Source organism: Aquirufa sp. TARAVU-A1A, from assembly GCF_054558675.1.
On the sequence record NZ_JBPXKP010000002.1, the window covers coordinates 41,388 to 64,360 of the forward strand.

The following is a 22,973-nucleotide window of genomic DNA, read 5'->3' on the forward strand; positions in this document are numbered from 1 at the left end:
TATTGAAGTTAATCGAAATATGGCATCCTATCATGCATGTATTTATTAAACGGCAGACAATTTGTGTGTATTGCGTGAATTACGTAATACAACACAAATTAAAAGATGTAGACTCTTTTAATTGCTAGTACATCCAACAATACAAGTCATGACCGAAATCGAAACTTTAATTAAGAACAAATTACAAAGTGGTGATATAATTACTACAAACCAAGGAAGCCTTCGACAGCTGAACGATTACATAGATAATAAAACTGGAAAAGGAATGCTTTTTATTGGAGTAGATAAAAAAACTCACAAGCGTAATTCTATCTCAAAATACATTTATTTTAATGAAATTCAGGAGATCGTGAATTTCATCAAAATAAATTCAATAATTGACTTTAAACAAGTCTCAACAATAGTAAAAGCGAATAAGAAAGGAGGATGCGTCACCCATGTTGCAATTATTTTGATTTGTGATTATCTAATGATTGCGAAAGCAGATTATTCCCAAAAAATTATTACAATAATATAAATTCTTTTAATTGGAATCAGTGTTTGAATTAATTTTTAAATGTATAGAATCACTATTTACATTTGATTTATCTCAATAAGATTTCTTTCAATCTTGTATAAAAAATTACTTCAATTCTCTAAAGAAATAATAGAGTCTAATTAACATAACTAACAGTTTAATGAAAAGGTATATTGCTGAATGCGTTGTTTTTCTTCTATTTATAGGATGTAAAATTCAAGATAATAATATAATAAAAAGTCCACCGATGGTAATAACAAATGATGCAACAGAAATTTCATTAAAGAATGTTAAACTAAACGGGGAAGTAATAAATGAGGGTACTTCCGGAACAAGTGATAGAGGATTTGTTTATAGTGATAAAAATATAAATCCATCAGTAAGCGACTTAAGAGTTCAGTCGGGTTTCGGTAAAGGGGAATATTCGATATCATTAAATAATCTAAACGAAGATACTAAGTATTATGTTAGAGCTTATGCCACTAACTCAATAGGGACATCTTATGGCGAAATTAAAAGTTTTACTACTATCGGAAATAAAGTCCCAACAGTTCAAACTGATATTCCTACACAAATTACTCATCAGTCTGTTGTCCTTGGCGGCACAATCATTGAAAATGGGGGATTGAATATTATTGAATCAGGAATTTGTTTTTCAAAAATCCCCAATCCCACAATTATGGACAATGGTGAAACGATAGGAAATAGTACAAATACTTTTTTTTCTAAACTATTTCAAAATACCATAACAAAAATAATATTTGAAGCTAACACAAAATATTATGTTCGAGCATGGGCGAAAAATTCAAAAGGTATCGGATATGGCAATGAACAAATATTTTCAACTCTTCCACAGCCTGAATCACTTCTACCAACTACCGAAATCACAAAAATAGTAGAAGTCAAATCAAAAACAGGGAGAATTTGGATGGATCGGAATTTAGGTGCTTTACAGGTTGCAGTAAATAGTACCGATCCGTTATCATATGGCGATTTATTTCAATGGGGAAGAGGAAATGACGGACATCAAAAAAGAACCTCAATAACCTCAATCATATTAAGTAACACTGATAATCCTGGAAATAGTTACTTCATTTTAGCAACGCAAAAATTAAATGGGTCTCAAGATTGGCGTTCACCTGGAAATGATAATTTATGGCAGGGATTAAATGGAATAAATAATGTATGTCCAATTGGTTTCAGAGTTCCTACTGAAAAAGAATGGAATGAAGAAATTGCAACATGGAATTCTCCAGCAAATAGCGAAGCTGCATTTAATTCTCCATTAAAACTTCCAATTGCTGGCTTTAGGTCTGGAGAAAATGGTGAATTTTATCCTGATAAAATTGGTGGTGCTTATTGGAGTAGCTCATCATTTGGATTTGGAGCTAGAAATCTATTTTTCGCTCGACCTTTAAGAGATAATAATGGCAATATCCTTAGCCACAGTACAGGTGCTGCAATTGTTGATGTTATGAATAAAGTAAATGGAGTATCAGTTAGATGTATAAAAAATTAATTTTCTATTTATTTAAATTAAACCTAATCATGCTGTAAGGTTCAATAAAATTGACCCCAAAATAAATATTTTTCGATTTATTCATATACTAATTAATAATGTTTTAAAATTCAAACATATTTTACTTTCACAAGACATTCAGATGAATTCAAAGGTCCGAACTTTCCAAATATTATTTTTGATTATTATTTCAAGTATAATTTCGTTGGCTCAGATTCAACCTAATATCGCGAAGGTAGCGTTTGTTGTTTATCAATCACATACGAGCACTCCAGATAATTTCAATAAAATAATTTTTTCAAAAGCTCAGAATATACTTTATGGCTTAGGCAATAAAGGAAAATATACTTTTGATATTAATAATAAATCTGAAAAATTATTACTAAATGCGCTATATGCATCACATGGTTATATAGATTATAGAGATCTTAACTATTCAAAATCAATAACACCTACACCATTTTTAAACTCCGAAGTTGTAACTGATTCAAGTATTTCAATGTCTATTAATCCTAATGGAATACCATTTTATTTAGATAACATAGATTTTTCATTTAATAAAATACCTACTATAAACAGTTGGTACTCTACAAGTATATCAAAAAAAATAATCCTGAATGAACCATTAGCTAATTATTATGACGAAAACTATAAAACATGGCTACAATTAAGAGATCCAATTACAGGTTATTTAGGATATGTTTTTCGTCCATCAATTTTCCCTTTTGGATCATTTGCTCTATATGATTCAAACTACAGCCAACAAAATGATTTCTTTGCGTTTAATATTATTAAGGGCGAAGATGGGTTTTATTACCTAACGGCAATTAACGACCAATTTAAAACTTATTCTGGCCGTAAAATAGGGGGATCAGAAATATTAGGAACGAAATCATCTCCAAACATATATAAATTTAAATACGGCAGTGCGCTTGATGGAAGTACAGCATACAATACAACAAGCCCATACTACTTAAATGTAGGCCAAGGTAAACTTATTCATGTTGACGCGTCAGGAAATTTGTACACAATCCAATCAGACCGATTATTAAAACAAGCTCCTAATTCAACTCAGACTGAAATTGTAGCAGGTGGCAATGATGCTGGGCCCGCAATCAATCAATTAATTTTAAATATTGAATCTCAACAACCTGTAGCTTTTGACTCCAACCAAAATATGTATATATGCGATTACACCAATGAAAGAATTGTTTATTGGGCTAAAGGAAGTAAGCAGGGGAAAGTATTAATAAGTCGCGAAATTAATAAACTAGAAAGCTTCAAGCCTATTTCAATCACATTGGATGCAAATAATAACATTTATGTTGCTGATAACTATAGCCACAGTATTCTTAAATATGAAAACTGTAATTATTTAGCTAAACCTGTAACTCAACAAATTTCAAATGAGGAAATTACGACCAGCATTGAAAAACCAACAAACTGGTATTTCAATAACCTGCTAATAAACAATGAAAACCAAAAGAGTCTAAAACCAAAGGCCACTGGGTATTATCAATCGCAAACAATTGATAACAACGGATGCCTTAGTCCAAGATCAGATTCGTTGCAATTTGTATGTAAACCCATAAAACCCGAAGTATTCAAAACCTCAAAATTTGAACTTTCAAGTAATTCACCGGTTGATCCCAGGACCTATGCAGATTTTGAATACACAATTTCTAATTATGGAACGGTTAACCTGACCAATAATTCAAAGAATATATCTTGGTACGCATGGGCTTTTTCTGATGGTACTTTTTCAAATGAATTTAATCCGAGCAAGACATTTACTTCCTCAGGAGATTATACTATTAAATTGACAGTTGGAAATTCAAAGAATGAAAATATCAAAATTGAAAAACAAATTAAGATTTCGATTCCAAATAATCCTACGAGTAATCTTATAGCTAACATACCAATACGAGGATACAATAACATTTGGGAAGACTTTTCTGGTTTTCAAAACCATGCATCCTATAATGGTAAAATAAACCAGTTGACAAATAGAGGAATCTGGCCAGGTCCTACTAGTCATTATTTTTCTTCAATAAAATTAGCGGGATGTTCTGTTGAAAATCTGAATCAAAGGATTGTAATTCCTAACCCAACTCAACTTAAAAATGCAAATGCAATAACCATGTCTGCATGGTTTGGATTGGATCCTACAATATCAATGAATCCTGCCAATGGAACTTGTGGAATGAATGGCAGACAGGTGTTATTCTCAAAAGGAGGAGATGGTTATGGAACGAGCTTACCGGGTTTTAATGCGTTAATTGATATTAATAACAATGTCAAAACACTTATGCTAGAGTTTTCAAAAAATTCAGGCAATTTCAGCATGAGTATCCCACTAGCTGGATTGTTAGATACAACACGAAAAGTAGAAACTTTTGAAGAATACTATTTTCGGGATGGTGACGATTATGATTCTGATTACAGAGCTCTATTTCCTAAAATAATCATGAAATACAGGGAAGGAAGCCTTGAATTCCCTTTTCAACATTTTGTTATTTCATTTAATGAAAACAAAGTATTGATATATCTAAATGGAAAGAAAATTGCAGAGGAGTCACATACCATTCCTTTCAATGAAATAAATCAGCAAGACTTATACATTGGAGCGCTAGGACCTAAATCTACACCCTACAATGGGATATATTATTGGTATCCATTTAAAGGAAGAATTGACCGAATAAAGGTTTACAATAAATTAATTACTGATACGGAGGTTTATAGTTTATACGCGGAAAGGAATTCTGATGACTAAATTTATAGGATACTTACTTACTTTGATTTGTCTTAGTTTCTCTGCTTTGGCTCAAGACAATTATACCTATCAATGGTACAAAAATGGATCTGAAATAAAAGGCGCAACGAACGCAAAATACTATCCAACAGAAAGTGGATGGTACTCTGTTAAAACAATTAACGCAAATAGTTGTCAGTCCGACAAATCAGAAGAGTTGTATTATCAATGCATAGCAGAAACGCCATCCATAATGCAGAGTGCAGGATTCAAATTGAATGCATCTGTTGATTCGAAAAAATACATTTGGTATTTAAACAATAGCATCCTTTCTGATTCTACTAAATCAATCAAAATCAAAAAAGCAGGCACATATCGTTTAAAAATTATCAATCAGAATGGATGTGAGAGTGACTTATCTAGTGAGTTGAATATGCAATTCAATGATCAAGACCTAGATGGAGTAGAAGATAGCGAAGACAATTGTCCTAAAGTGGCTAATCCAGATCAAAAAGATGCGGATAAAGATGGGATAGGGGATGTTTGCGATGATTCAGATGGAGATCTTATCTATGATGATTTAGACTTATGTCCGAACACGAATCCTAATACTAAAGTAGATTCCCATGGATGTGCTGATAATCAACGAGATAGTGATTCAGATGGCATAACGGATGATATAGATAATTGTCCCGCATTAAAAAATCCGGCAAAACCAGAATTGATTTTAACAAGCTCATATGAATTAACATTAAAAACCATTCCGACCAATTGTACCTACCAATGGTTTATGGAAAATAAACTGATTTCAAATGAGAATTCAAGTAAATTAATAGTCAAAACGAATGGCAACTATTCGCTGCAATTGACAGATGCAGATGGATGTAAAAGTTTAATTTCAACTATTTTTCAGGTGATCATTTTGTCCAGTACTGAAGAATCGAAAGATCTATCCATTTACCCAAATCCAGTTAATGATCAAATTAAGGTACAAATACCTAGTGAACTAAAAGTAGCACTTTCAATGACGATTATTGACAACCTTGGAAAAACACTTCTTAAATCGATTCCAATCGTTAACGGCCAAATTGTTTCCTTGGAATGGCTAAGACAAGGTTCTTATTTTTTAGTTTTCACAAAATCTGATGGAGCAACCTTTAAAACAATAAAAATTATTAAAGAATAAAATTTGATCTACTCTCTTAAAATTGTCAATCTGTGGTAATCTAGTTCATCACCTAATAAAAGCTAAGATCTTGTGAAAAAAATAATTTATTTATTGGTAATCGCAATTCTTTCTACTTCATGTAGTAAAGAAATTTTACAACATAAATTAACTGTAGATGCTATTCCTTCCAACGGAGGAAGTGTTACACCACCTTCCAACTCCTATGAAAATGGACAATCGGTAAATTTACTAGCAACCCCTGCTGGAGAATATGTATTTAAAGAATGGAAAGGTGACTTAACGGGTACTCTAAATCCAAGTACCATAATAATTGACAAAGACAAACAAGCAACAGGTGTATTTGAAAAACGCCAATATCCTTTAAATCTAACAATTGAAGGAAATGGAACAGTCAAAGAAGAAATAATTGCAGTTGCTTCTCAATCACAATATCCATCTGGAACTACTGTTCGCTTAACTCCTCAACCACTTGAAGGTTGGGAATTTTCGGGATGGTCAGGGGATATATCTAGCATTTCTAAAACCCTTGATTTAAAGATCGTCACTTCGATAGCATTAAAAGCAACATTTTCTAAGCTTACTCTAAAATCGCTTATTGTTGAAAATCCTATTGATACACTAATAATTAGTAAAAAACATAAATATAAAATAAAAGGGGTTTTTAGTAATAATTCAACGATTGATTTGTCAAGTGTGGTATCAATTAAATCTACTGATGATAAGATTAATTTAATATCTGATAATAGTTTAATTGGTAAAAATTCTGGAAATACAAAGATTCAAGTCTCTTATCAAAATTTTGTGGTAGAAGACGATTTATATGTTCATAATATAGAATTTGTACCCATAGATTCGAGATTAAAATCTACTGGAAAAGGACAATTAACTGTACCAGTAGTTATTATTAACTACCTACCCACTACTGATGGGGTTTATTTAGACATGAAAAGAGCGCCTGATGGATATTGGGATTTATTTAATTCGACCTTAGAAAATGTAAAATTAAAAATTCTGGAAGATAAAATAGTTGAAAAAAATGCAATAGAAGAAGGAACAAAGTTTAGAGATTATGCTAGAAATGTAATTGAACCATATGTCAATATGGATATTGTAGGATTTATTAATGTTTATGAACTTGAATTGACTAACTGGATAAAGGCTGTATCCAACAATCAAGAATATGATTTAAAAACTATCGACTATTTAAAATTATTCAAAAGATTAAATGTTAAAAACTATGTTGATAATAAAGGAGTAAAAGAAATTTGGTTTACCATATTTCCTAAAGATGCTTATCCATCTGTCATCAATAATAACCTAGCAGATGTAAATACTTATTATGGACTACCTGAATCTAATATGTCAAGTCCAATTACAGGTGATATTTCAAATAGTTATTACAATCAAAATGATTTACCTATTTATTCAAAAACATATGTAGTTTATGGCAATTCAGGACATAGAGGAGCTGATACAGATTTACATAATAGAGGACACCAAATTGAGGCTCAGTTAGCATATTTAAATAATTCACTTATTTGGTCAAATGCATTTTTGCCCACATCAACTGTAAAACAATTTAGATTAGGTAATTGTCATTGGCCACCCAATGCGACCGCTGATTATGATTATTCGAATAAATTATCAGTAAAATCAGATATAGCTACCTGGCAACCTTCAGGAGGGAACTTTGTAGATGTAAATGTTGATACATGGTTACATAAAACGTATAGTTTCAATATGGAAGCATTTGGTTTAAATGGAATAAAAGCAAATTACTCAAATGATGCTCAGGTTAAATGGTTTATATATTGGTGGCAGTCAATTCCTGGCTTGGGAAATCAAATAAAATATAATGGCAAACAGCTTAATAATTGGTGGGATTTATTCTACAATTGGGACGATGCAATTAAAAATAAAAAAACACTTTGGGTTGAGTAATTACCTATTATTTGATTAGCTCAACAACATTGAATTTTCAAATTGATACAGACAAAAAAAAGCCCCACAACGTGGGGCTTTCCTTTTCCATCAAATTCAAATCCTATTTGAACCCAATCTCACCCAAACCCTTGTGCGAAATAACTATTGCCTCCATCGGTGTTTCGTTCACACAAGCATCTTGTTCTACATAGTAGTATTTCATGCCCGCTAATTTGGCATTTGCCAACACACGTTTGAAATCGATATGTCCTTTGCCTACTGGCGCGAAACGACCTTGATCATCCATGTCCTTCACATGCCATAATTTGAAACGGCCTGGAAAGCGTTTGAAATAATCAACTGGATCAGCACCCGCTTTTGTTACCCAATAGATGTCCATTTGGAAGTTCACATATTTTGGATTGCAATGCTCTAATAAATAATCGATTGTCACGATGCCTTCAGCATCCTTCACATATTCAAAATCGTGGTTATGGTACAATAACTCCAAACCTGCCGCGTGGCATTTTTCACCCAATTTGTCCAAAATCTCGGCCAAATTCTTCGCGCCACCTTTCATGGCCATTTTCTTATTCACGGCATCAAACGTAAATAAGCCCATTGGAGGAACAGGAACAACAAAATACTTAAATCCCGCCGTCTTCAAATCAGCGATTTGTTGGTCGATGTTCTCAAAATTAACCGATCCTTGGTGTGCTGAAATCGGATTCAAATGCATTTCATCCAACAAAGCCTTGAAATCAGCAGGAGCTAGGTTGTAAAACTTTCCATTGTTATAACCCGCAGATTCGATATTCGCATAGCCCGCATCCGCAACCGCCTTAAGCGTCGCACGCGCATCTTTGCCCATCTCCGTACGCACGGTATAAAGCGCTAATCCACCAAAAGGTTTATCTGCAAATTTAAAAGATACCAGTGCAATCGATACGACCGCACAAAGGCCTAGCACGAAGCCCAGCGATTTGTTCATTTTCATCGTTAATAGTTTTAGGTTAAAATGAGTTACAAAAATAAGAGAATGTTTGAAGGGAAAAAATGATTCTCTGAATTGTAGGGACTTTTTATCAAAAAGATACAATTGATGGGAGTTAAGAGTGAAGAGTTAAGAGGTATCGTTACATTTAAGCGATCAAATAGATTGACGCAATTAATAGGCTTATCCCTAACCAATGATTTAAACTTAACTTTTCGCGGTATAAAAATTGTCCGACAAACAAGGAAATGATCAACTGAAATTTACCTGCAAATACAATTTGCGTAATACTCGCATATTGATAGGCAACATGCAAAAGCACAGACCCCATCACCAAACAAAATGCCAAAATCCGAACAGGTCTTTGAGGTACATAAGACCAATGAATCCCCTGAATCCATAACATCGTACCCACCATACTAGTTACACTAAACTCCAACAAAAAACTAAAGCGCAAGACGCCCAACCAAGCAATCGGATATTTAAATAAGGTATAGGACACTCCCCAAAAAAAGGATGCCAACAAGCCTCCCAACATAGCTTTCATGAACATTTTGGGAGATTTAAACTGAATTTCTTGTTGGTAAATCAAATAAATCCCAACCAAAACAAGCAAAAAAGCGCCGTAATAACTGTTTTTCCAAGTTTCACCTAAAACAAAAACAGCTGCCAACAAGCCAAAAATATTGAGTGAAGACAAAGGAATAACCAAGGAAACAGGGGATTCTTTGACCGATTTGACAAAGAAATACAAACCCATTCCACTGAAAAGACAAAGCGCGATGCTTAGACCAACATGTTCAAGGGTTAAAGCCGGTGAAACACCTAACCAAGGTTGAAAAACTCCACTAAATTCATCCAACAAACAACAAATGAAAAAAAACGTACAAGAATATAGGCCTCGCACAAAAATGATGGGCAAAAATGCATGATTGGCTACGGCCTTTTTCCAATAGGCATTACTAAACCCAAAGAAACATGAACTCAAAAAGACGGATAAAATTCCCAGCATGTTTTATAACATCGTGTTTAATTGGGCCCATTGAGTATCCACCCATGCGTATAAACACGAATATTTATACAAAGGATTGAATTTAGACAGCACCTGAGCCATCTGAACCTTATCATTTTTCAGTAGCCAATAACGTGCCTTCAACAAATAAAATACATTCAAATTTTGCTTTTCAATAAACGTAAATGTCATGCGGAATTCAGCAAAATGATGATGCTCAATCAAATCAATGAGCGTGATGTCCCGACCAAAAACTTCTTGCAAGCGGTAAAAAAACACAATAAAAAACAATTGATCTTTGACTGATTGTAAGCCTTCAAACAAGCGATAACACATCTCCCGATCATCCTTCAGCATCAAATTCCATGCCGCTAAGCGCCCCTTCAGTATGGGATGATATGTCATTTTATTTTCCTTAAATAAGGTATTACATCGATTTAATAATTCTTGAGCATTTACGGAATCTTGCTTCAAAATAGCTAAATGAATTTGCATCAGTTGCTTGAACAGCTCCATATCCTCAACGAGCTCCACAGAAGCTGCTTGAATCCAACGGCCATAATATCCAGTCAGAGAATCCTCATCGACAAATAATTGCAACAATATTCGTTGGGCCACCTCATTATGAGGCATCAATTCTTCCACAAAATCAATAACAGCTTGATTTCCTTGCTTACTTTGTATGAATAAGGACTGAAAAGCAACGTATAATTTCCAAATGGTTTCCTCCTGATGAAGGTTAAATTGGGTTTCAAAAATGGCCTTTAACAATTGAAAATTCTCTACCTCAATACACAAATCCACAATGGATTTCATTTGATAGACCTCATCCCAAGTCACAAACTGAAAATCTTGCACGATTCTCAAAATGAGTTGATCGTCTTGCTGAATACTCAGCCGATTCAGAATTAATATATCATTGAAAAAATCAACTTCTAATTGATTAACAGCTTGCTGGAAGTCGGCAAAATCTTCATAACCTAAACTTTTGCTAATGCAATCCAAGGTAAATCGAGAAGCCTGATGTGAACCTTTAATGATCCCAAAAAGGCGTCGAAGCGTATTGTACGAAATCGAGATGCGGGCACGAGTTAAAAGTTCCTCGCTGAATCGTTGACATGCATAGGCATCAACCAAGTGAATACCGTAAACTTCATGAATCAATTTTAGAAACCACTTTTTCTCTTGAACAGAAATCGGAATAGATGCTGGCATAAATCATTTTTAGAACCTCGAATCAAGATACTATTTTCGAGATGATTTTGCTAAATTTTAATCGCACCAAAAGTTAATTCATTGATATTCAAGATTGAATTCTCATACTTGAACTCATTTGGACAAGTTTGGACACATTTGGATTCTTAAAGCTGCCGGACAAATTCTGATTAAGCCTTCGTGATTTTCAGAAAATTTTGATAAGCCACGACTGAAAAACGTTGCAATCCACCCGAAACACTGTTTGAGCTACATGAAACAACATTTACCTCATTAACATTGTATGAATTCCCGTGATTATCGCACCTAAAACGACCATTAACTAGCTCCCAAGCCCCTCGAATTCCTTGGTGTGGACAGCAATTACTGAAGGCTTTTAGGGTCTTTTCGTCGGCGCGTAACAGCAGGACGCCTGCATCTAGCATATTTACGTATCCTAAATTGTTTCCTAGTTTTGAAAAAGCCGGATTTGACAAGTTGACAAAAACCAAGTTTCCATCTAGGTAAAACCCTTCCTCATTGTACTTCGTAGCTACTCGTTCGAATTCTTGAATTTCAGGCGAAGTTACCAAGGGCTCGGGGTCATTCGCTTGTTTACAAGCATTTGTAAGGGCCAAAACTGCCAGTGATGGGCAAATATGTTGAACAAAATCGCGTCGCTTCATAGCGGCAAGAAACAAAATAATTTGATACAATGAACAAACAGGTTCCTGCGGGCACGATGAAACAACCCGACTTGGTCGCGCTTTTTCAAAAAGAAAATATATCCTGGGATAGCATTGGAGTACGGAAAGATCGTAGCCTCAATTCTAGCAAAGGACTTAATGTTTACACGGGAGAATTTGGTGCGGCTCAGCGAAAACACTTACTCCATCGAACACTCATTGGATACAGCCATCAAAGTTTTACGCAGATTCAAAATCTATCCTTAAGCGCAAGCATAGACCTACTTTTGACACCTGAAAAGGCCTTTGATTTACCCATTAACGATTATTATTTGGATATTATCGACAACCCCGATGAGGTTAAAAATGATGTCGCAAGAGGTGCTGTTTGGGTAAATGCCTTGGAAGTTAATCAAGGGGGGGCGCGATGGGTTTCGTTGAAATCCTGGATGTTGAAACAATTTAACCAGCAGTCGACCTCCATTCATTGGCGCATGGTACTTTTCTATAATAACCTGTTGGTTAGTTCCATTCAAAATGCGGGAATCTCAAAAAATGCCTTTTACTACGTAAATACCTTATTCAACTTATCCTTGGGCAATTTCAAGGAATTGATTTACCAAGTTACCATTGATCCATCCATGCTCATTTATTTGAATGGAAATCAAAACAACAAATACGCTCCAGATGAAAATTATGCACGTGAATTACAAGAATTATTCACGGTAGGTAAGGGCCCAAATTCCAAATATACGGAGAAGGATGTGTCAGAAATGGCCCGCCTGTTAACGGGTTGGCAATTTGATTGGGAAAAAACCAAAACGACCGAAGGCCGCGCTGTTGTCAAAAACAACATCAACTTCCACGATACGGGTGATAAACAGTTTTCTGAATTTTACGGCAATAAAAAAATCACCGGTTCCTCAAACCCTGACCGAGCTGAAGGGGAACTTAGAGAAGCCATCGATATGATTTGTGCGACCGACGAAATGTCGAAATACATTTGTCGGCGAGTTTACAGTTTTTTCGTAAATCCAAGCATCGATGCTGCCACAGAGGATTTGATTATCACACCCTTGGCTAAAATTTTCAAAGATGCCAAATTTGAAATCTTACCCGTGCTGCGCACCTTACTGATGAGTGAGCATTTCTTTGACAGCATACACATGAAAACGATGGTAAAATCGCCCCTTGATTTCGTCGTGGGACTATTGAAAGAATTCGACCTACCTCTGTTAGATAATAATTACAAACCATTTCCCAAAGGTAGTGATGGTATCTATTATGATTTCAAGCGCTACAATGGCCTTCAAAACGCCATGATTAGTTTGGGTATGAACATTGGTGATCCACCGAGCGTATCCGGTTGGCCTGCCTATTACCAAGCGCCTGCCTATGACTTATTCTGGATTAATTCCGAAACAATCATCAAAAGAGCCCAATTCACAGATGCTTTATTTAATTGGGGCCAAGGTGTCTATTACAACAGCTCCACAAAAACCTATGCACAGGTCCGGGCGAATTTGGCAAGCTATTTAAATCAGTTTAACAATCCAGGTGATTTGGAAAAATTGGTAGACCAGTTGGTAGAAAGGCATATTGGCATGAGTATCAGCTCAGAAAATAGACAACAAATCATCGGTCAAATCATGCAAGGGAATCCGAACTTAAATTATTGGACTGAATTATGGAATGCCTACCGAGCAAATCCATCAGCAGAAAATGCCTCGATGATTCAAAATCGGATGGCAAAGGGTTTAGGTTTCATCTATCAAATGGGAGAATCCCAACTATTTTAATGCAGGGAATGAACAGACGGAAATTTTTACATAACATGGCGCACATGGCAGCCATACCCTCTTTTTTGCCTGGTTTAGGCCAATTAGAACTTTCAGATTTATTGAGTAGTACCGCAGAAGCAGGGAAAATTTTGGTCATTGTGAGACTCAATGGAGGTAATGATGGCTTGAATACGTTGATGCCCATGGAACAATATGGTTTACTGAAAACCATCCGACCGAGCGTTATTTTACCTGAAAACAAATATTTACCTGTCGAGGGTACAAGCTTGGGCTTTCACCCTGCTATGGCCGGGATGAATTCACTTTTGAGTGAAAAACGACTTGCGGTTGTTCAATCGGTTGGGTATACCAAACCCAATTTCTCCCATTTCCGGTCAACGGATATATGGATGTCGGGAACAGATACCGATCAGTACGTAAGTTCGGGGTGGATGGCCAGGTACATTGAAAATCAACATCCCAATTACCCTAATGCCTACCCAAATCCTCAATTCCCACATCCACTCTCCATAGAATTAGGAGGGGAATCGAGTTTATTATTTCAAGGCCAAAACTCATTTACAAGTTTAGTCTATTCCAATCCGGATCAATTCTACAGTTTAATGAATCCGTTTGTAAATACTTATCCGGCTACCATACAAGGTTCTAGATTAGCTTATTTACAACTCATCGGAAAACAGTCACAGGTGTATGGTTCAGTCGTTCAATCCGCTTTTCGTTCGGGTACAACACCATTCGCTTTCGCAGAAAATGACCTGGGGAATCAGTTTAAAATTGTTCAAAAGCTGATTTCAGGAGGATTGCAAACGCGGGTTTACATGGTCCAACTGACAGGATTTGATACGCATAGTAAACAAGTAGATGTGCAAGATTCAACGAAAGGACAGCATGCTTATTTATTAAAACAAGTGAATGATGCCATTGTCACGTTCATGAAAAACTTGGACGCTCAAAATTTAGGAGATCGCGTTGTAGGGGTTACGCTCTCTGAATTTGGGCGGACAGTTCATTCCAATGGAAGTACGGGTACGGATCATGGTACGGTGGCACCTATGTTTGTTTTTGGAAATTCGGTCAAAGGCGGTGTGATAGGAGCTAATCCAAAAATTCCGTTGGATTATAAGACGAGTGACGAATTAAGTGCTACGTATGATTTCCGACAAGTCTACGGTTCCTTGCTAAATCAGTGGATGGGAAATGACCCTAAAGCAACCAATCAAGTGTTATTCCGGGAATTCCCCAAAGTTCCTTTGATCAAATTATTCAATGATTCAGACGGTGACGGAGTTCCCGATGCACTCGATCTATGTCCAGCAACACCGATAGGGGCAAAGGTCGATGTTAATGGCTGCGAAGTATTTAATATGCCAGTGAATAACTATGTTTTACAAATGATCGCTACCACCTGTCCTGGTATGAGCAATGGAGCGATGAAAATTGATTTTGTAGATAAGAAATATACGTATCTATTGGATGTCAAAGGGCCATCAAATTTCACTCAAACGATCAAATCAAGTGTCGGTGTAAGTCAATTATTAGACAAATTGGCCACTGGTACCTACCAGTTGAACATCAGCATTGAAGGACAAAAAAACTACAGCCAACGATTTGATTTTCAAATCACAGAACCGGCTAGTTTGATCGTACAATCAGTTATAAGCGCGGATAAAAATAGCATTGAATTAGCATTATCAGGGTCCAAACAATATTACATTCAATTGAACCAAAAGATCTATGAAGTTAATGGGGATACATGGTCAGCTGCTTTAGAAAAAGGGCCCAACCTGATTAAGGTCTGGACTGATCATGCCTGCCAAGGAAACTTTTACAAGGAAATATTCCAGACGGAGCAAATCCGCTGCTTCCCCAATCCCTGCGAAAATGACTTAAACATTTATATAGGTGGCCAAGATCGCGAGGTTCAAATTACCATGTTTAATCTGAATGGGTCCCAAGTCGTTTCGATGCATCTTCAACCTGATGAGAATAGGGAAGTCAAATTAGACCTAAGCGGTCTATCCGCTGGCATTTACCTCGTTCAGGTAAATGGAAATACTGTCAACCAACAAGCCAAAATTGTCAAAAAATGATTCGATATAGCATTATCCTAGTTTTCTGTTTTTTCATAATTTCTTGCGGGTCGGCGCCATCAGAAGCGCCAACCCCAGTTACACCAGCGCAGCCTGAAAAAGCACCTGATGCAGTGGAATTAAGCAAACCCTTGAATAATACGACCTGTTTGGAGGCGGTGAATACGAATCAAGTTCAGCTAACATGGACACCGGTAACATCCGCAACAAGTTATGAAATCAAGATTACGAATTTAAAGACCAATGTAACCGAAACGAAAACCGCAACGACCAGTCCGGCTTTAATTACTTTGACGGCAGGGGAGACCTATGCTTGGTCGGTAGTCTCTAAATCAACCAAAACAAGCCTTACAGCAACATCACCCGTTTGGAAATTTTTCTTTGCAGGTACTGGAGAGAGTTCGCTGGCACCCAATCCGGCTCAACTACTTTCTCCCGCATCAGGGGAATCTGTTGATGCGGTCAGTGGCCAAATAAAGCTTAGTTGGAAAGCCACCGACGCCGATACCCCTTTTGAATCTTTAACCTATGAAGTCTATATAGGAGAAGATTTCGCCAAGGTCGCCTTGGGTGAAGTGCCTAAGATAAAGTCTACCTCAAGTACTATATCTGTACCCGTACAATCAGGTAAAATATATTATTGGATGGTAAAAACCATGGATAGCAAATCGGCGAGTTATTCGTCGGTGAATGGGTTTCGGGTGAATTAAGGGATTAATAGTTCAAAACCAGAAAAACATCAAGAATCTGCATTATTTATCCAAAAATCAGGATACTTTGATTCATTTAATATTGAAATTAAATATTCTGAGATTTCATTAGGTAACATATTAGTCTTGGTCCACACCATGATTTTTTCAACCTCTTTGGATAAATTAATAGGATTCTTTGAAATATGTTGTTGATAAAAACAGCCAGGACAAAAAAAACTTCCCCCCTTAGGCAATAGATAATTAAGTTTATTAACACTACATGAGTGAACATCAAATTGATCAAAATCTGTTTGCACTTCTACTAGATTATTCAATTGAAGATTTTGTATTTTTATTTGACTAAATATTCTAAACTTAATTAAAGGTATACTTAGGGTTTTAATTTTGATTCCTGTCGCAATTTCATATCTAAACATTCCTGATGGCCTATTGACTATCTTTTCCTCTTTAAATTTCCCCAAATTAGAAAAACCACCTTCAGAAATTAATTTTAAAGAGACGACTAAAGCTAATTCTTTATACAAATCAGCAATAATCCTATATTTTATCGTGGTTGCTTTGTTTTTAAATCGTTTGTCTTCTGCGCTTAAGAAATTTAGAGGTTTACCAAATAAAATCGATTCAAACTTAATTATAGTAATTTCATAATATCTTAAAACATGATCAATATCACTCTCACAATTAACAGAAACCTTTATAATTTTATTTAAACAATCAATAAGTTCACTCATAAATTCATTTGTGTTATTTTTCATTAAAAAACGATTTGAAAAATCGTAAACCAAAAATCAATTAACTTAAGATTTATCTATTTTGAACAAGAAATTCAAATATTTGATAATGTTACTTACAATCTTTATTTTAAGATTAATTAACTAAAAATTTAATTTACAAAATAACAAATCAGTAAATATGAAAAAATATATCGGATATTATTCTCTTTGGGCTTTTTTACACCTAATATTCCTTGTATTGGGTTGGGATGGAACTAATCATTATTATTTTTTTCCTTTTGAAAGTAGCTATTACAGTAGCAATCCTTTTGAAGTAAGAGAAAATTATGACTTATCAGAGTTTTTAGTCTATGTGCTTGGTCCGTTAGTATTAATATTTGCTACAAATTTAATTGCAGCAGATAAAGTCAATCAATTTTTCAACAATAAATCAAAAAAATAATTTCTTTTCAAAATTTCATAATTTAAAGACCAACAAAAGATATTTTGATAAGTATATTGGTGTTTTTGTGTCACTCAGAATATCAGTTGAAGATTTTCGATAGATTTATTTTTTTCTCACGATAAATTTTCATCAACTAGGATTAAACTTGACTAATGTACTGAAAGTGAGCCCTTTGTAAATTTCCCCAGAAAATTCGAATTTTAAAAGCCCAAATCAAAGTTATACACTTCTCAAAATTGAAAAAAGCCCGCCACATTCTGCCACAAATTGACTAATATTGAAAAAAACCTATTTAAAATGAAAAGAAACAAATTCAAGCTTTTGGCTGCGCTAGCAGCATGTCTGTCGTTTCAAACCTTTGCCCAAGAAGTGGGGCAAGTGGAACGATTAATTTCGCCAGAAATTACCCCATCAAACGATGTTATTTTCCGATTGAAAGCTCCCGCAGCTTCGTCTGTTAAATTATCAGGTAACTGGATGGCCATGGTCCCAAATCCCAATGGGCAAGGGGCTAGTCGGCAATTAGTCGAACTCGTAAAAGACGCTTCAGGTGTTTGGTCTACCAAAATTCCTACCATGGCGCCGGAATTATATGGCTATACATTCATCGTGGACGGGGTGACAACTTTGGATCCATCCAATTTAAAAGTTGCCCGTGATGGTACATTTAGAACGGAAAGCCTACTTTATGTGGCAGGTCCCGCCTCCGATTTATATTGGGCCAAAACGGGTCCCAAAGGGAGTATGCATCAAGTTTGGTATGATTCCAAAACCCTTAATTTAACGCGTAGAATGCATGTTTATACCCCTCCAGGATATGAGGATTCCAAAGCATCTTACCCTGTTTTATACCTCTTGCATGGAGGAGGGGGCGATGAGGAAGCCTGGCCAACTTTAGGAGTAGCTGCCAACATTTTGGACAATTTAATCAATGCGGGTAAAGCCAAACCGATGATTGTGGTGATGACAAATGGTAACCCGAATCAAGTGGCAGCCAATGTGATTAGCCCTAACATTCCTGTGGCTAATTTGCCAGTAGGAGGTATGGGAAGCATGTTATTCGAAAAAAGTTTGGTGGCGGATGTGATTCCATTCATCGAGAATCACTACCGCGTGAAAAAAAACAAGGAAAGCAGAGCCTTAACGGGTCTCAGCATGGGCGGATTACAAACCATCAATACGTCCTTTGAACATCCTAATTTATTCAATTACATCGGCGTCATGAGTATGGGCTTTGCGGATTTAAGTCGGTTTGGCGTGAAAGTAGACGCATCCCAACGAGACCAACAAATCGAAGGCTTAAAAAAGGCCAATCCCGCGCTTTATTGGATCGCATGTGGTAAAGACGATTTCTTGATCGAAAGTGTGGTAACCATGCGTAAAAAATTGGACGAGCATGCGTTTCGTTACGTATACCGCGAAAGCGAAGGGGGACATACCTGGACAAATTGGCGGGTTTATTTATCCGAATTCGCGAAGATGATCTTTTAAAATATGATTTCAGAGCCTTCCGTTTGGGAGGCTCTTTTAATTTGACTACACTCGTGCAATAAGAAAATAAATAGATAATAATATCAGCAGAATCAATGCTGCTTTCCAATGAATCGTAACATAAGCGCGATTCACATAAGCCAAAAGCGTTATGGCTAATAAGGTGACAAGATGTACGTATAATTTAGGAGCTTCAAATACATGCCCACGCGGAAGCATCAGACAAATGAGTGAATCCAGGATAACGCAGATGGTAATACTGTATTTGCGGAAGAATGACATGGCAATTATATTTTGATAAGTCATGAAGATAGGCAACCTAATCACAAATTGTTATTCGAAAAGAGAATGATCTATCGAATTAAGCAGATATCCGCCAATTCTTGTCCGATTTGTTGGACCCCCTGAATAATTTTCTCAGACTGCTTTGCGGAAGGCTGCTTTTTCCCTCGGACGTATTGTGATAAAAGGGTAGGATTCATCCCAATTCGTTTGGCTAAGAAATTGGCATTCAACACCTTATAAAATTGGAAAAACTGTTTGAAATCTAAATTTAGTTTGATTTGATCCATCGTCACTTCTTTTCCCTCTTCCGCTAAAGCCAAGTTAATCGCCTCAAGTAAATTTTTATATAATTCGGTTATGGTCTGAGCCGACGTAAAAACAGATAAATATTCCACATAAGCAGAATAACCTGTGTTCGTTTTCTCTACACAAACTTCTATCTTCTTAGCTAATTTCTTCATAGCGAATTATTTTATTCTAGCTTGCTTAAATAATGCCTTTTCTAATCCTTTTCCCAACTCTTGACTTCCATGATTCGGAAAAATGATTATTCCAGGTTTTAATTTGTGCCTCAACTTCATGTGAGAACCTTTTTGAGAAACGGGATACCATCCATCCGATAACAAAATTCGATAGGCTTCCGAATATTTCATAGCAAGGTAAATTATAATTTACTTTTTGTCAATTAAATTATTGAAAAACTAAGTTGATGGAAAGAAATCGACTGACGAAAAGCAAAACTGATAATATTCAAAAAAATCAGTTTAAACATATATTAACTACTATCGCTCGAGTGCAGATACGCACATAAAGTTCACAATAACTTAAACGACGAATTAATACGATTGGACAGCATATCTGTAACTTGAAAACAAAGTATGTGTAATCGAGTTGAATACATGCACTTACTAATCAGTCGATGGACAAGAAGAATTTCACGCAATACAACGATATAATTTACAGCTTAGAAGAACTCGAAAAGGAATCTTGGGAACGATTGGTCATCGGGGCAACAAAAAGTAAAGATGCCTTTCACACCCCGAGCATTGCAACGCTAAATCAAAATGAAGTCAGTATACGAACGGTTGTTTTACGTAAGGCTATTCCATCTGAAAGAGAATTGCGTTTTCACACCGATATTAGAAGTAATAAATGGGCTGAATTAGCCCAAAATGATTCAATCAGTGCCCTATTTTATGATGCATCCGCTCGAATTCAATTAAGGGTAAAAGGGAAAGCTTTACGTCATTTTAATAATGAAATTACTTCCGAAGCATGGAATAAAACGACCTTAAGTAGCCGAAAGTGTTACCTAACTGATTTTAGTCCCTCGAGCTTTGCATTAGCCCCCACAAGCGGATTAGCAGAACATATTGAACAAGAAAACTTCACCATGAAGGAAAGTGAAGCAGGTCAAAAGAATTTTGGCATCGTTTCCATCAGGGTTGAATCCATCGATTGGCTGTGGCTAAACCATTCAGGCCATCGTAGAGCTTTCTTTGATTACAAACTAGATTCTTTTCAGTGGATGATTCCGTGATAATTACATTTAATTATTCCAAATCCAAAAGAAACAAAAAAGCCCGCAAAAATTGCAGGCTTTTTAAATTTAGAAGTGATCCCGCTGGGATTCGAACCCAGGACCCATACATTAAAAGTGTATTGCTCTACCAACTGAGCTACGGAATCATCAAGCCGAAGCTTGTATATCAATTGACTCACTCGAGAGTCGAAAGGAAGTTCGATCACTGACCGACCTTCATTTGCATTTCAAGCATTTTATTGCCTTATTGCGATGCAAAAGTAGTAGTGTTTTTCGAATTATGCAAGCAAGGCTTCTAAATAAAGTTATATTTTTTTGTTTTTTTTATCTGGGCGTAACACAATTTGCTTATTCCCAAATAGATAGAAAGCAAATTCATTTGGCAGATTCTTTGTTTAAATCCAACCGACTGCTCGAAGCCGAACGCATTTACCGGAAGAACTTGAATCCAAATTCAAGCGAATTAGAAAATATTCAGTTCAAATTAGCCTACATCGCCAAAGTAAAAAATGACTGGGTCAGCGAATTGTATCGCCTTTCCAGCATTCATGCCAAACAAAATACGCCTGCCATCGCAAATCGTTTGGCTGAAATAGGAGAGAAGCAACAACTCGACGGATACGCCGTTTCCCTCATCGATCAATTCGAATGGATCTATTTCTCCATTTTCCCCTACTTATTAGGCATTTTATTACTCCTTGGCCTATATGCCATCATCATTCTATTTCGCAAATACCTGCGCAAGAGCCGCATCCCACGGACACAATTGGTCTTTCTTAGTGCATACTTACTTTTTCTAGGTTTATTCACGAACCTGCCAGGCTTATTACGTTTTGGAATAATTACCAAAGATAAAGCCTACCTACGCGCACATGCATCTTCAGCCGCACCTGTCATGCAGATTCTCAAGAAAGGAAATCGTGTAAATTACTGGAACACCCAAGATATTTGGGTAACTTGTATTGTAAATGGCCAAGTGGGCTATATCAAGGCCAGCGATTATACGGCAATCAACTAAAGATGCAAGAGCTCAAAGCTCAAATCCATCAAAATATCACGGTCTGATTCCGCCGCACCAATGATCCCCTTGAATTTTAAGTCGGCATTTTTAATGGCCTCCAACATCCTCACCACCTTTGCAATCGGATAATTACGCTTCGCCGTAACATAATCCCGCACAAAATAGGGATTAACACCAATCTCTTTGGCTAATTCATTATCCGATAAAGAACCCAAATCATGAACCATCAATACTTTAGAAAAAGTCCCAAACAAAGTCGCCAATAGAATAGGCAAGGGGTTTTGCTTTGTATTATCGGCCAAATAAAAGGCAATTTTCTGCGCTTTGGCCACATTTCGTTGCATCAAAGCTGCTTGATATTCAAAAACATTATACTCCCGACTGATTCCCACATATTTCTCAACCTCCTCAGGACCAATCTCAGCGCCCGCGGGGCAATTGACAATCAATTTATCCGCCTCATGCGCCATGCGTTGCAAGTCGGTACCCACATAGGAAACCATCAATTCCAAAGAAGCTACTTGAATCCCTAAATGGTGTTGGGCCAAATAATCCTTCAACCACGAACCCACTTGGCCGTCCTTAACCTTTTTGGAACAAACAACGACACCATTTTTTTCAAGTAGCGTGAGGATTTTGGCCTTTTCATTCACCAAACTCTTGATCGTAAAAACTAAGAGCGTAGATTCCGTTGGCCGCGCACAATAATCCTCCCAAGCTTTCATGTCCTCATTGCCTTTGGCTTCTTTTCCTTTGGCCAAAGCCTCTAAAAAACTGGCTTCCTTAACGATAATAACCTGTTTATCCGCCATCATGGGGTAACGCCGTGCATAGGAAATCACGGAACCCATGGTTTGATCCTTACCAAAAAGCACAAATTGATTGAAACTCTTCTCGGATTCCGTCAGTACCTGCTCCTCAAACGCATCGGCCAATTGGTCGATAAAAAACGACTCATCTCCATGTATTACATAGATTGGCGCGTATTTTTTCGCTTTGATGTCTTTAAGTACTTCTTGAATCGTTTTTTGCATAGAGGGACAGTCGCTTTCGCTTTCACAAA

21 protein-coding genes and 1 tRNA gene are annotated in these 22,973 nt (G+C 36.3%); 12 read left to right on the forward strand and 10 right to left on the reverse strand.

The genetic code is table 11. The features are described 5' to 3' along the window. Positions 1-148 precede the first annotated feature (148 nt). The 5 genes from V7S75_RS02795 (at position 149) to V7S75_RS02815 (ending at position 7,918) form a co-directional block, all read left to right on the forward strand. Complete coding sequence (locus V7S75_RS02795) at positions 149-517, forward strand: hypothetical protein (RefSeq protein WP_459511178.1); 369 nt, start codon at positions 149-151, stop codon at positions 515-517. A gap of 160 nt (positions 518-677) precedes the next feature. Then, entirely contained in the window at positions 678-2,036 is a 1,359-nt protein-coding gene (locus V7S75_RS02800; protein ID WP_459511179.1) for a fibrobacter succinogenes major paralogous domain-containing protein, read from the forward strand. 178 nt (positions 2,037-2,214) lie between these two features. After that, positions 2,215-4,809, forward strand: a complete 2,595-nt coding sequence (locus V7S75_RS02805) for a LamG-like jellyroll fold domain-containing protein (RefSeq protein WP_459511180.1) — start codon at positions 2,215-2,217, stop codon at positions 4,807-4,809. Next, entirely contained in the window at positions 4,802-5,974 is a 1,173-nt protein-coding gene (locus V7S75_RS02810) for a thrombospondin type 3 repeat-containing protein (RefSeq protein ID WP_459511181.1), read from the forward strand. Before V7S75_RS02805 ends, V7S75_RS02810 begins: the two co-directional genes overlap by 8 nt. A 72-nt stretch (positions 5,975-6,046) precedes the next feature. Then, on the forward strand, positions 6,047-7,918 hold the full coding sequence (locus V7S75_RS02815) for an InlB B-repeat-containing protein (RefSeq protein WP_459511182.1): 1,872 nt from the start codon (positions 6,047-6,049) through the stop codon (positions 7,916-7,918). Positions 7,919-8,021: 103 nt separating this feature from the next. Here V7S75_RS02815 and V7S75_RS02820 read toward each other — a convergent pair whose 3' ends face one another. The 4 genes from V7S75_RS02820 to V7S75_RS02835 form a co-directional block, all read right to left on the reverse strand. Beyond that, entirely contained in the window at positions 8,022-8,897 is an 876-nt protein-coding gene (locus tag V7S75_RS02820; protein WP_459511183.1) for a sugar phosphate isomerase/epimerase family protein, read from the reverse strand. Between the two features lie 145 nt (positions 8,898-9,042). Then, positions 9,043-9,906, reverse strand: coding sequence for an EamA family transporter (locus V7S75_RS02825; protein WP_459511184.1), 864 nt, complete (start codon positions 9,904-9,906; stop codon positions 9,043-9,045). A gap of 3 nt (positions 9,907-9,909) precedes the next feature. Continuing rightward, complete coding sequence (locus tag V7S75_RS02830) at positions 9,910-11,121, reverse strand: hypothetical protein (RefSeq protein ID WP_459511185.1); 1,212 nt, start codon at positions 11,119-11,121, stop codon at positions 9,910-9,912. Positions 11,122-11,291: 170 nt separating this feature from the next. Then, complete coding sequence (locus tag V7S75_RS02835) at positions 11,292-11,786, reverse strand: Rieske 2Fe-2S domain-containing protein (protein ID WP_459511186.1); 495 nt, start codon at positions 11,784-11,786, stop codon at positions 11,292-11,294. A gap of 29 nt (positions 11,787-11,815) precedes the next feature. On the opposite strand from V7S75_RS02835, the gene V7S75_RS02840 reads away from it, so the two are divergent. Genes V7S75_RS02840 through V7S75_RS02850 form a run of 3 tightly spaced genes read left to right on the forward strand, consistent with a single transcriptional unit; the run spans position 11,816 to position 16,388 of the window. Further along, positions 11,816-13,585: a DUF1800 domain-containing protein gene (locus V7S75_RS02840; RefSeq protein WP_459511187.1), complete on the forward strand. Its 1,770-nt coding sequence runs from the start codon at positions 11,816-11,818 to the stop codon at positions 13,583-13,585. 44 nt (positions 13,586-13,629) lie between these two features. After that, positions 13,630-15,678, forward strand: coding sequence for a DUF1501 domain-containing protein (locus V7S75_RS02845; protein WP_459511189.1), 2,049 nt, complete (start codon positions 13,630-13,632; stop codon positions 15,676-15,678). Next, positions 15,675-16,388, forward strand: a complete 714-nt coding sequence (locus V7S75_RS02850) for a hypothetical protein (protein ID WP_459511190.1) — start codon at positions 15,675-15,677, stop codon at positions 16,386-16,388. Before V7S75_RS02845 ends, V7S75_RS02850 begins: the two co-directional genes overlap by 4 nt. A gap of 29 nt (positions 16,389-16,417) precedes the next feature. Here the strand turns inward: V7S75_RS02850 and V7S75_RS02855 are convergent, their stop codons facing one another. Next, the gene (locus tag V7S75_RS02855) at positions 16,418-17,146 is read right to left on the reverse strand and encodes a hypothetical protein (protein ID WP_459511192.1); all 729 of its coding nucleotides are present in this window, start codon (positions 17,144-17,146) and stop codon (positions 16,418-16,420) included. 157 nt (positions 17,147-17,303) lie between these two features. Between V7S75_RS02855 and V7S75_RS02860 the strand changes: the two genes are divergently transcribed. Both V7S75_RS02860 and V7S75_RS02865 read left to right on the forward strand, forming a co-directional pair. After that, positions 17,304-17,567 carry a hypothetical protein gene (locus V7S75_RS02860; RefSeq protein WP_459511194.1) on the forward strand — a complete coding sequence of 88 codons (264 nt, stop codon included), beginning with the start codon at positions 17,304-17,306 and terminating at the stop codon, positions 17,565-17,567. 300 nt (positions 17,568-17,867) lie between these two features. Continuing rightward, positions 17,868-19,061 carry an esterase gene (locus V7S75_RS02865; RefSeq protein ID WP_459511196.1) on the forward strand — a complete coding sequence of 398 codons (1,194 nt, stop codon included), beginning with the start codon at positions 17,868-17,870 and terminating at the stop codon, positions 19,059-19,061. A gap of 45 nt (positions 19,062-19,106) precedes the next feature. Here the strand turns inward: V7S75_RS02865 and V7S75_RS02870 are convergent, their stop codons facing one another. The 3 genes from V7S75_RS02870 to V7S75_RS02880 all read right to left on the reverse strand — a co-directional run bounded on the left by V7S75_RS02870 (position 19,107) and on the right by V7S75_RS02880 (position 19,999). After that, positions 19,107-19,343, reverse strand: coding sequence for a hypothetical protein (locus V7S75_RS02870; protein WP_459511197.1), 237 nt, complete (start codon positions 19,341-19,343; stop codon positions 19,107-19,109). A gap of 71 nt (positions 19,344-19,414) precedes the next feature. Beyond that, complete coding sequence (locus tag V7S75_RS02875; RefSeq protein WP_459511199.1) at positions 19,415-19,807, reverse strand: helix-turn-helix domain-containing protein; 393 nt, start codon at positions 19,805-19,807, stop codon at positions 19,415-19,417. Between the two features lie 6 nt (positions 19,808-19,813). Further along, complete coding sequence (locus V7S75_RS02880; RefSeq protein ID WP_459511200.1) at positions 19,814-19,999, reverse strand: type II toxin-antitoxin system HicA family toxin; 186 nt, start codon at positions 19,997-19,999, stop codon at positions 19,814-19,816. 266 nt (positions 20,000-20,265) lie between these two features. Here V7S75_RS02880 and V7S75_RS02885 point away from each other — a divergent pair, with 266 nt between their 5' ends. After that, positions 20,266-20,886 (forward strand): hypothetical protein, encoded by a 621-nt coding sequence (locus V7S75_RS02885; protein ID WP_459511202.1) that lies wholly within the window; start codon positions 20,266-20,268, stop codon positions 20,884-20,886. 76 nt (positions 20,887-20,962) lie between these two features. Here the strand turns inward: V7S75_RS02885 and V7S75_RS02890 are convergent. Further along, positions 20,963-21,035 (reverse strand) — tRNA-Lys (locus V7S75_RS02890). A gap of 233 nt (positions 21,036-21,268) precedes the next feature. Between V7S75_RS02890 and V7S75_RS02895 the strand changes: the two genes are divergently transcribed. After that, positions 21,269-21,907 (forward strand): hypothetical protein, encoded by a 639-nt coding sequence (locus tag V7S75_RS02895; RefSeq protein ID WP_459511204.1) that lies wholly within the window; start codon positions 21,269-21,271, stop codon positions 21,905-21,907. On the opposite strand, the gene holA is transcribed toward V7S75_RS02895, so the two are convergent. Further along, positions 21,904-22,944: a DNA polymerase III subunit delta gene (gene holA, locus V7S75_RS02900; RefSeq protein WP_459511206.1), complete on the reverse strand. Its 1,041-nt coding sequence runs from the start codon at positions 22,942-22,944 to the stop codon at positions 21,904-21,906. The two genes, V7S75_RS02895 and holA, sit on opposite strands and share 4 nt — an antisense overlap. Between the last annotated feature and the right edge of the window lie 29 nt (positions 22,945-22,973).

Bases quoted from the DNA above. Each gene is read 5' to 3' on its own strand.
- V7S75_RS02870 (WP_459511197.1), bottom strand. From the start codon at position 19,343: ATGTCATTCTTCCGCAAATACAGTATTACCATCTGCGTTATCCTGGAT.
- V7S75_RS02865 (WP_459511196.1), top strand. From the start codon at position 17,868: ATGAAAAGAAACAAATTCAAGCTTTTGGCTGCGCTAGCAGCATGTCTG.
- V7S75_RS02885 (WP_459511202.1), top strand. From the start codon at position 20,266: ATGGACAAGAAGAATTTCACGCAATACAACGATATAATTTACAGCTTA.
- V7S75_RS02835 (WP_459511186.1), bottom strand. From the start codon at position 11,786: ATGAAGCGACGCGATTTTGTTCAACATATTTGCCCATCACTGGCAGTT.
- V7S75_RS02795 (WP_459511178.1), top strand. From the start codon at position 149: ATGACCGAAATCGAAACTTTAATTAAGAACAAATTACAAAGTGGTGAT.
- V7S75_RS02855 (WP_459511192.1), bottom strand. From the start codon at position 17,146: ATGAAAAATAACACAAATGAATTTATGAGTGAACTTATTGATTGTTTA.
- V7S75_RS02830 (WP_459511185.1), bottom strand. From the start codon at position 11,121: ATGCCAGCATCTATTCCGATTTCTGTTCAAGAGAAAAAGTGGTTTCTA.
- holA (WP_459511206.1), bottom strand. From the start codon at position 22,944: ATGCAAAAAACGATTCAAGAAGTACTTAAAGACATCAAAGCGAAAAAA.
- V7S75_RS02845 (WP_459511189.1), top strand. From the start codon at position 13,630: ATGGCAGCCATACCCTCTTTTTTGCCTGGTTTAGGCCAATTAGAACTT.
- V7S75_RS02850 (WP_459511190.1), top strand. From the start codon at position 15,675: ATGATTCGATATAGCATTATCCTAGTTTTCTGTTTTTTCATAATTTCT.
- V7S75_RS02860 (WP_459511194.1), top strand. From the start codon at position 17,304: ATGAAAAAATATATCGGATATTATTCTCTTTGGGCTTTTTTACACCTA.
- V7S75_RS02820 (WP_459511183.1), bottom strand. From the start codon at position 8,897: ATGAAAATGAACAAATCGCTGGGCTTCGTGCTAGGCCTTTGTGCGGTC.
- V7S75_RS02875 (WP_459511199.1), bottom strand. From the start codon at position 19,807: ATGAAGAAATTAGCTAAGAAGATAGAAGTTTGTGTAGAGAAAACGAAC.
- V7S75_RS02810 (WP_459511181.1), top strand. From the start codon at position 4,802: ATGACTAAATTTATAGGATACTTACTTACTTTGATTTGTCTTAGTTTC.
- V7S75_RS02840 (WP_459511187.1), top strand. From the start codon at position 11,816: ATGAACAAACAGGTTCCTGCGGGCACGATGAAACAACCCGACTTGGTC.
- V7S75_RS02825 (WP_459511184.1), bottom strand. From the start codon at position 9,906: ATGCTGGGAATTTTATCCGTCTTTTTGAGTTCATGTTTCTTTGGGTTT.
- V7S75_RS02800 (WP_459511179.1), top strand. From the start codon at position 678: ATGAAAAGGTATATTGCTGAATGCGTTGTTTTTCTTCTATTTATAGGA.
- V7S75_RS02880 (WP_459511200.1), bottom strand. From the start codon at position 19,999: ATGAAATATTCGGAAGCCTATCGAATTTTGTTATCGGATGGATGGTAT.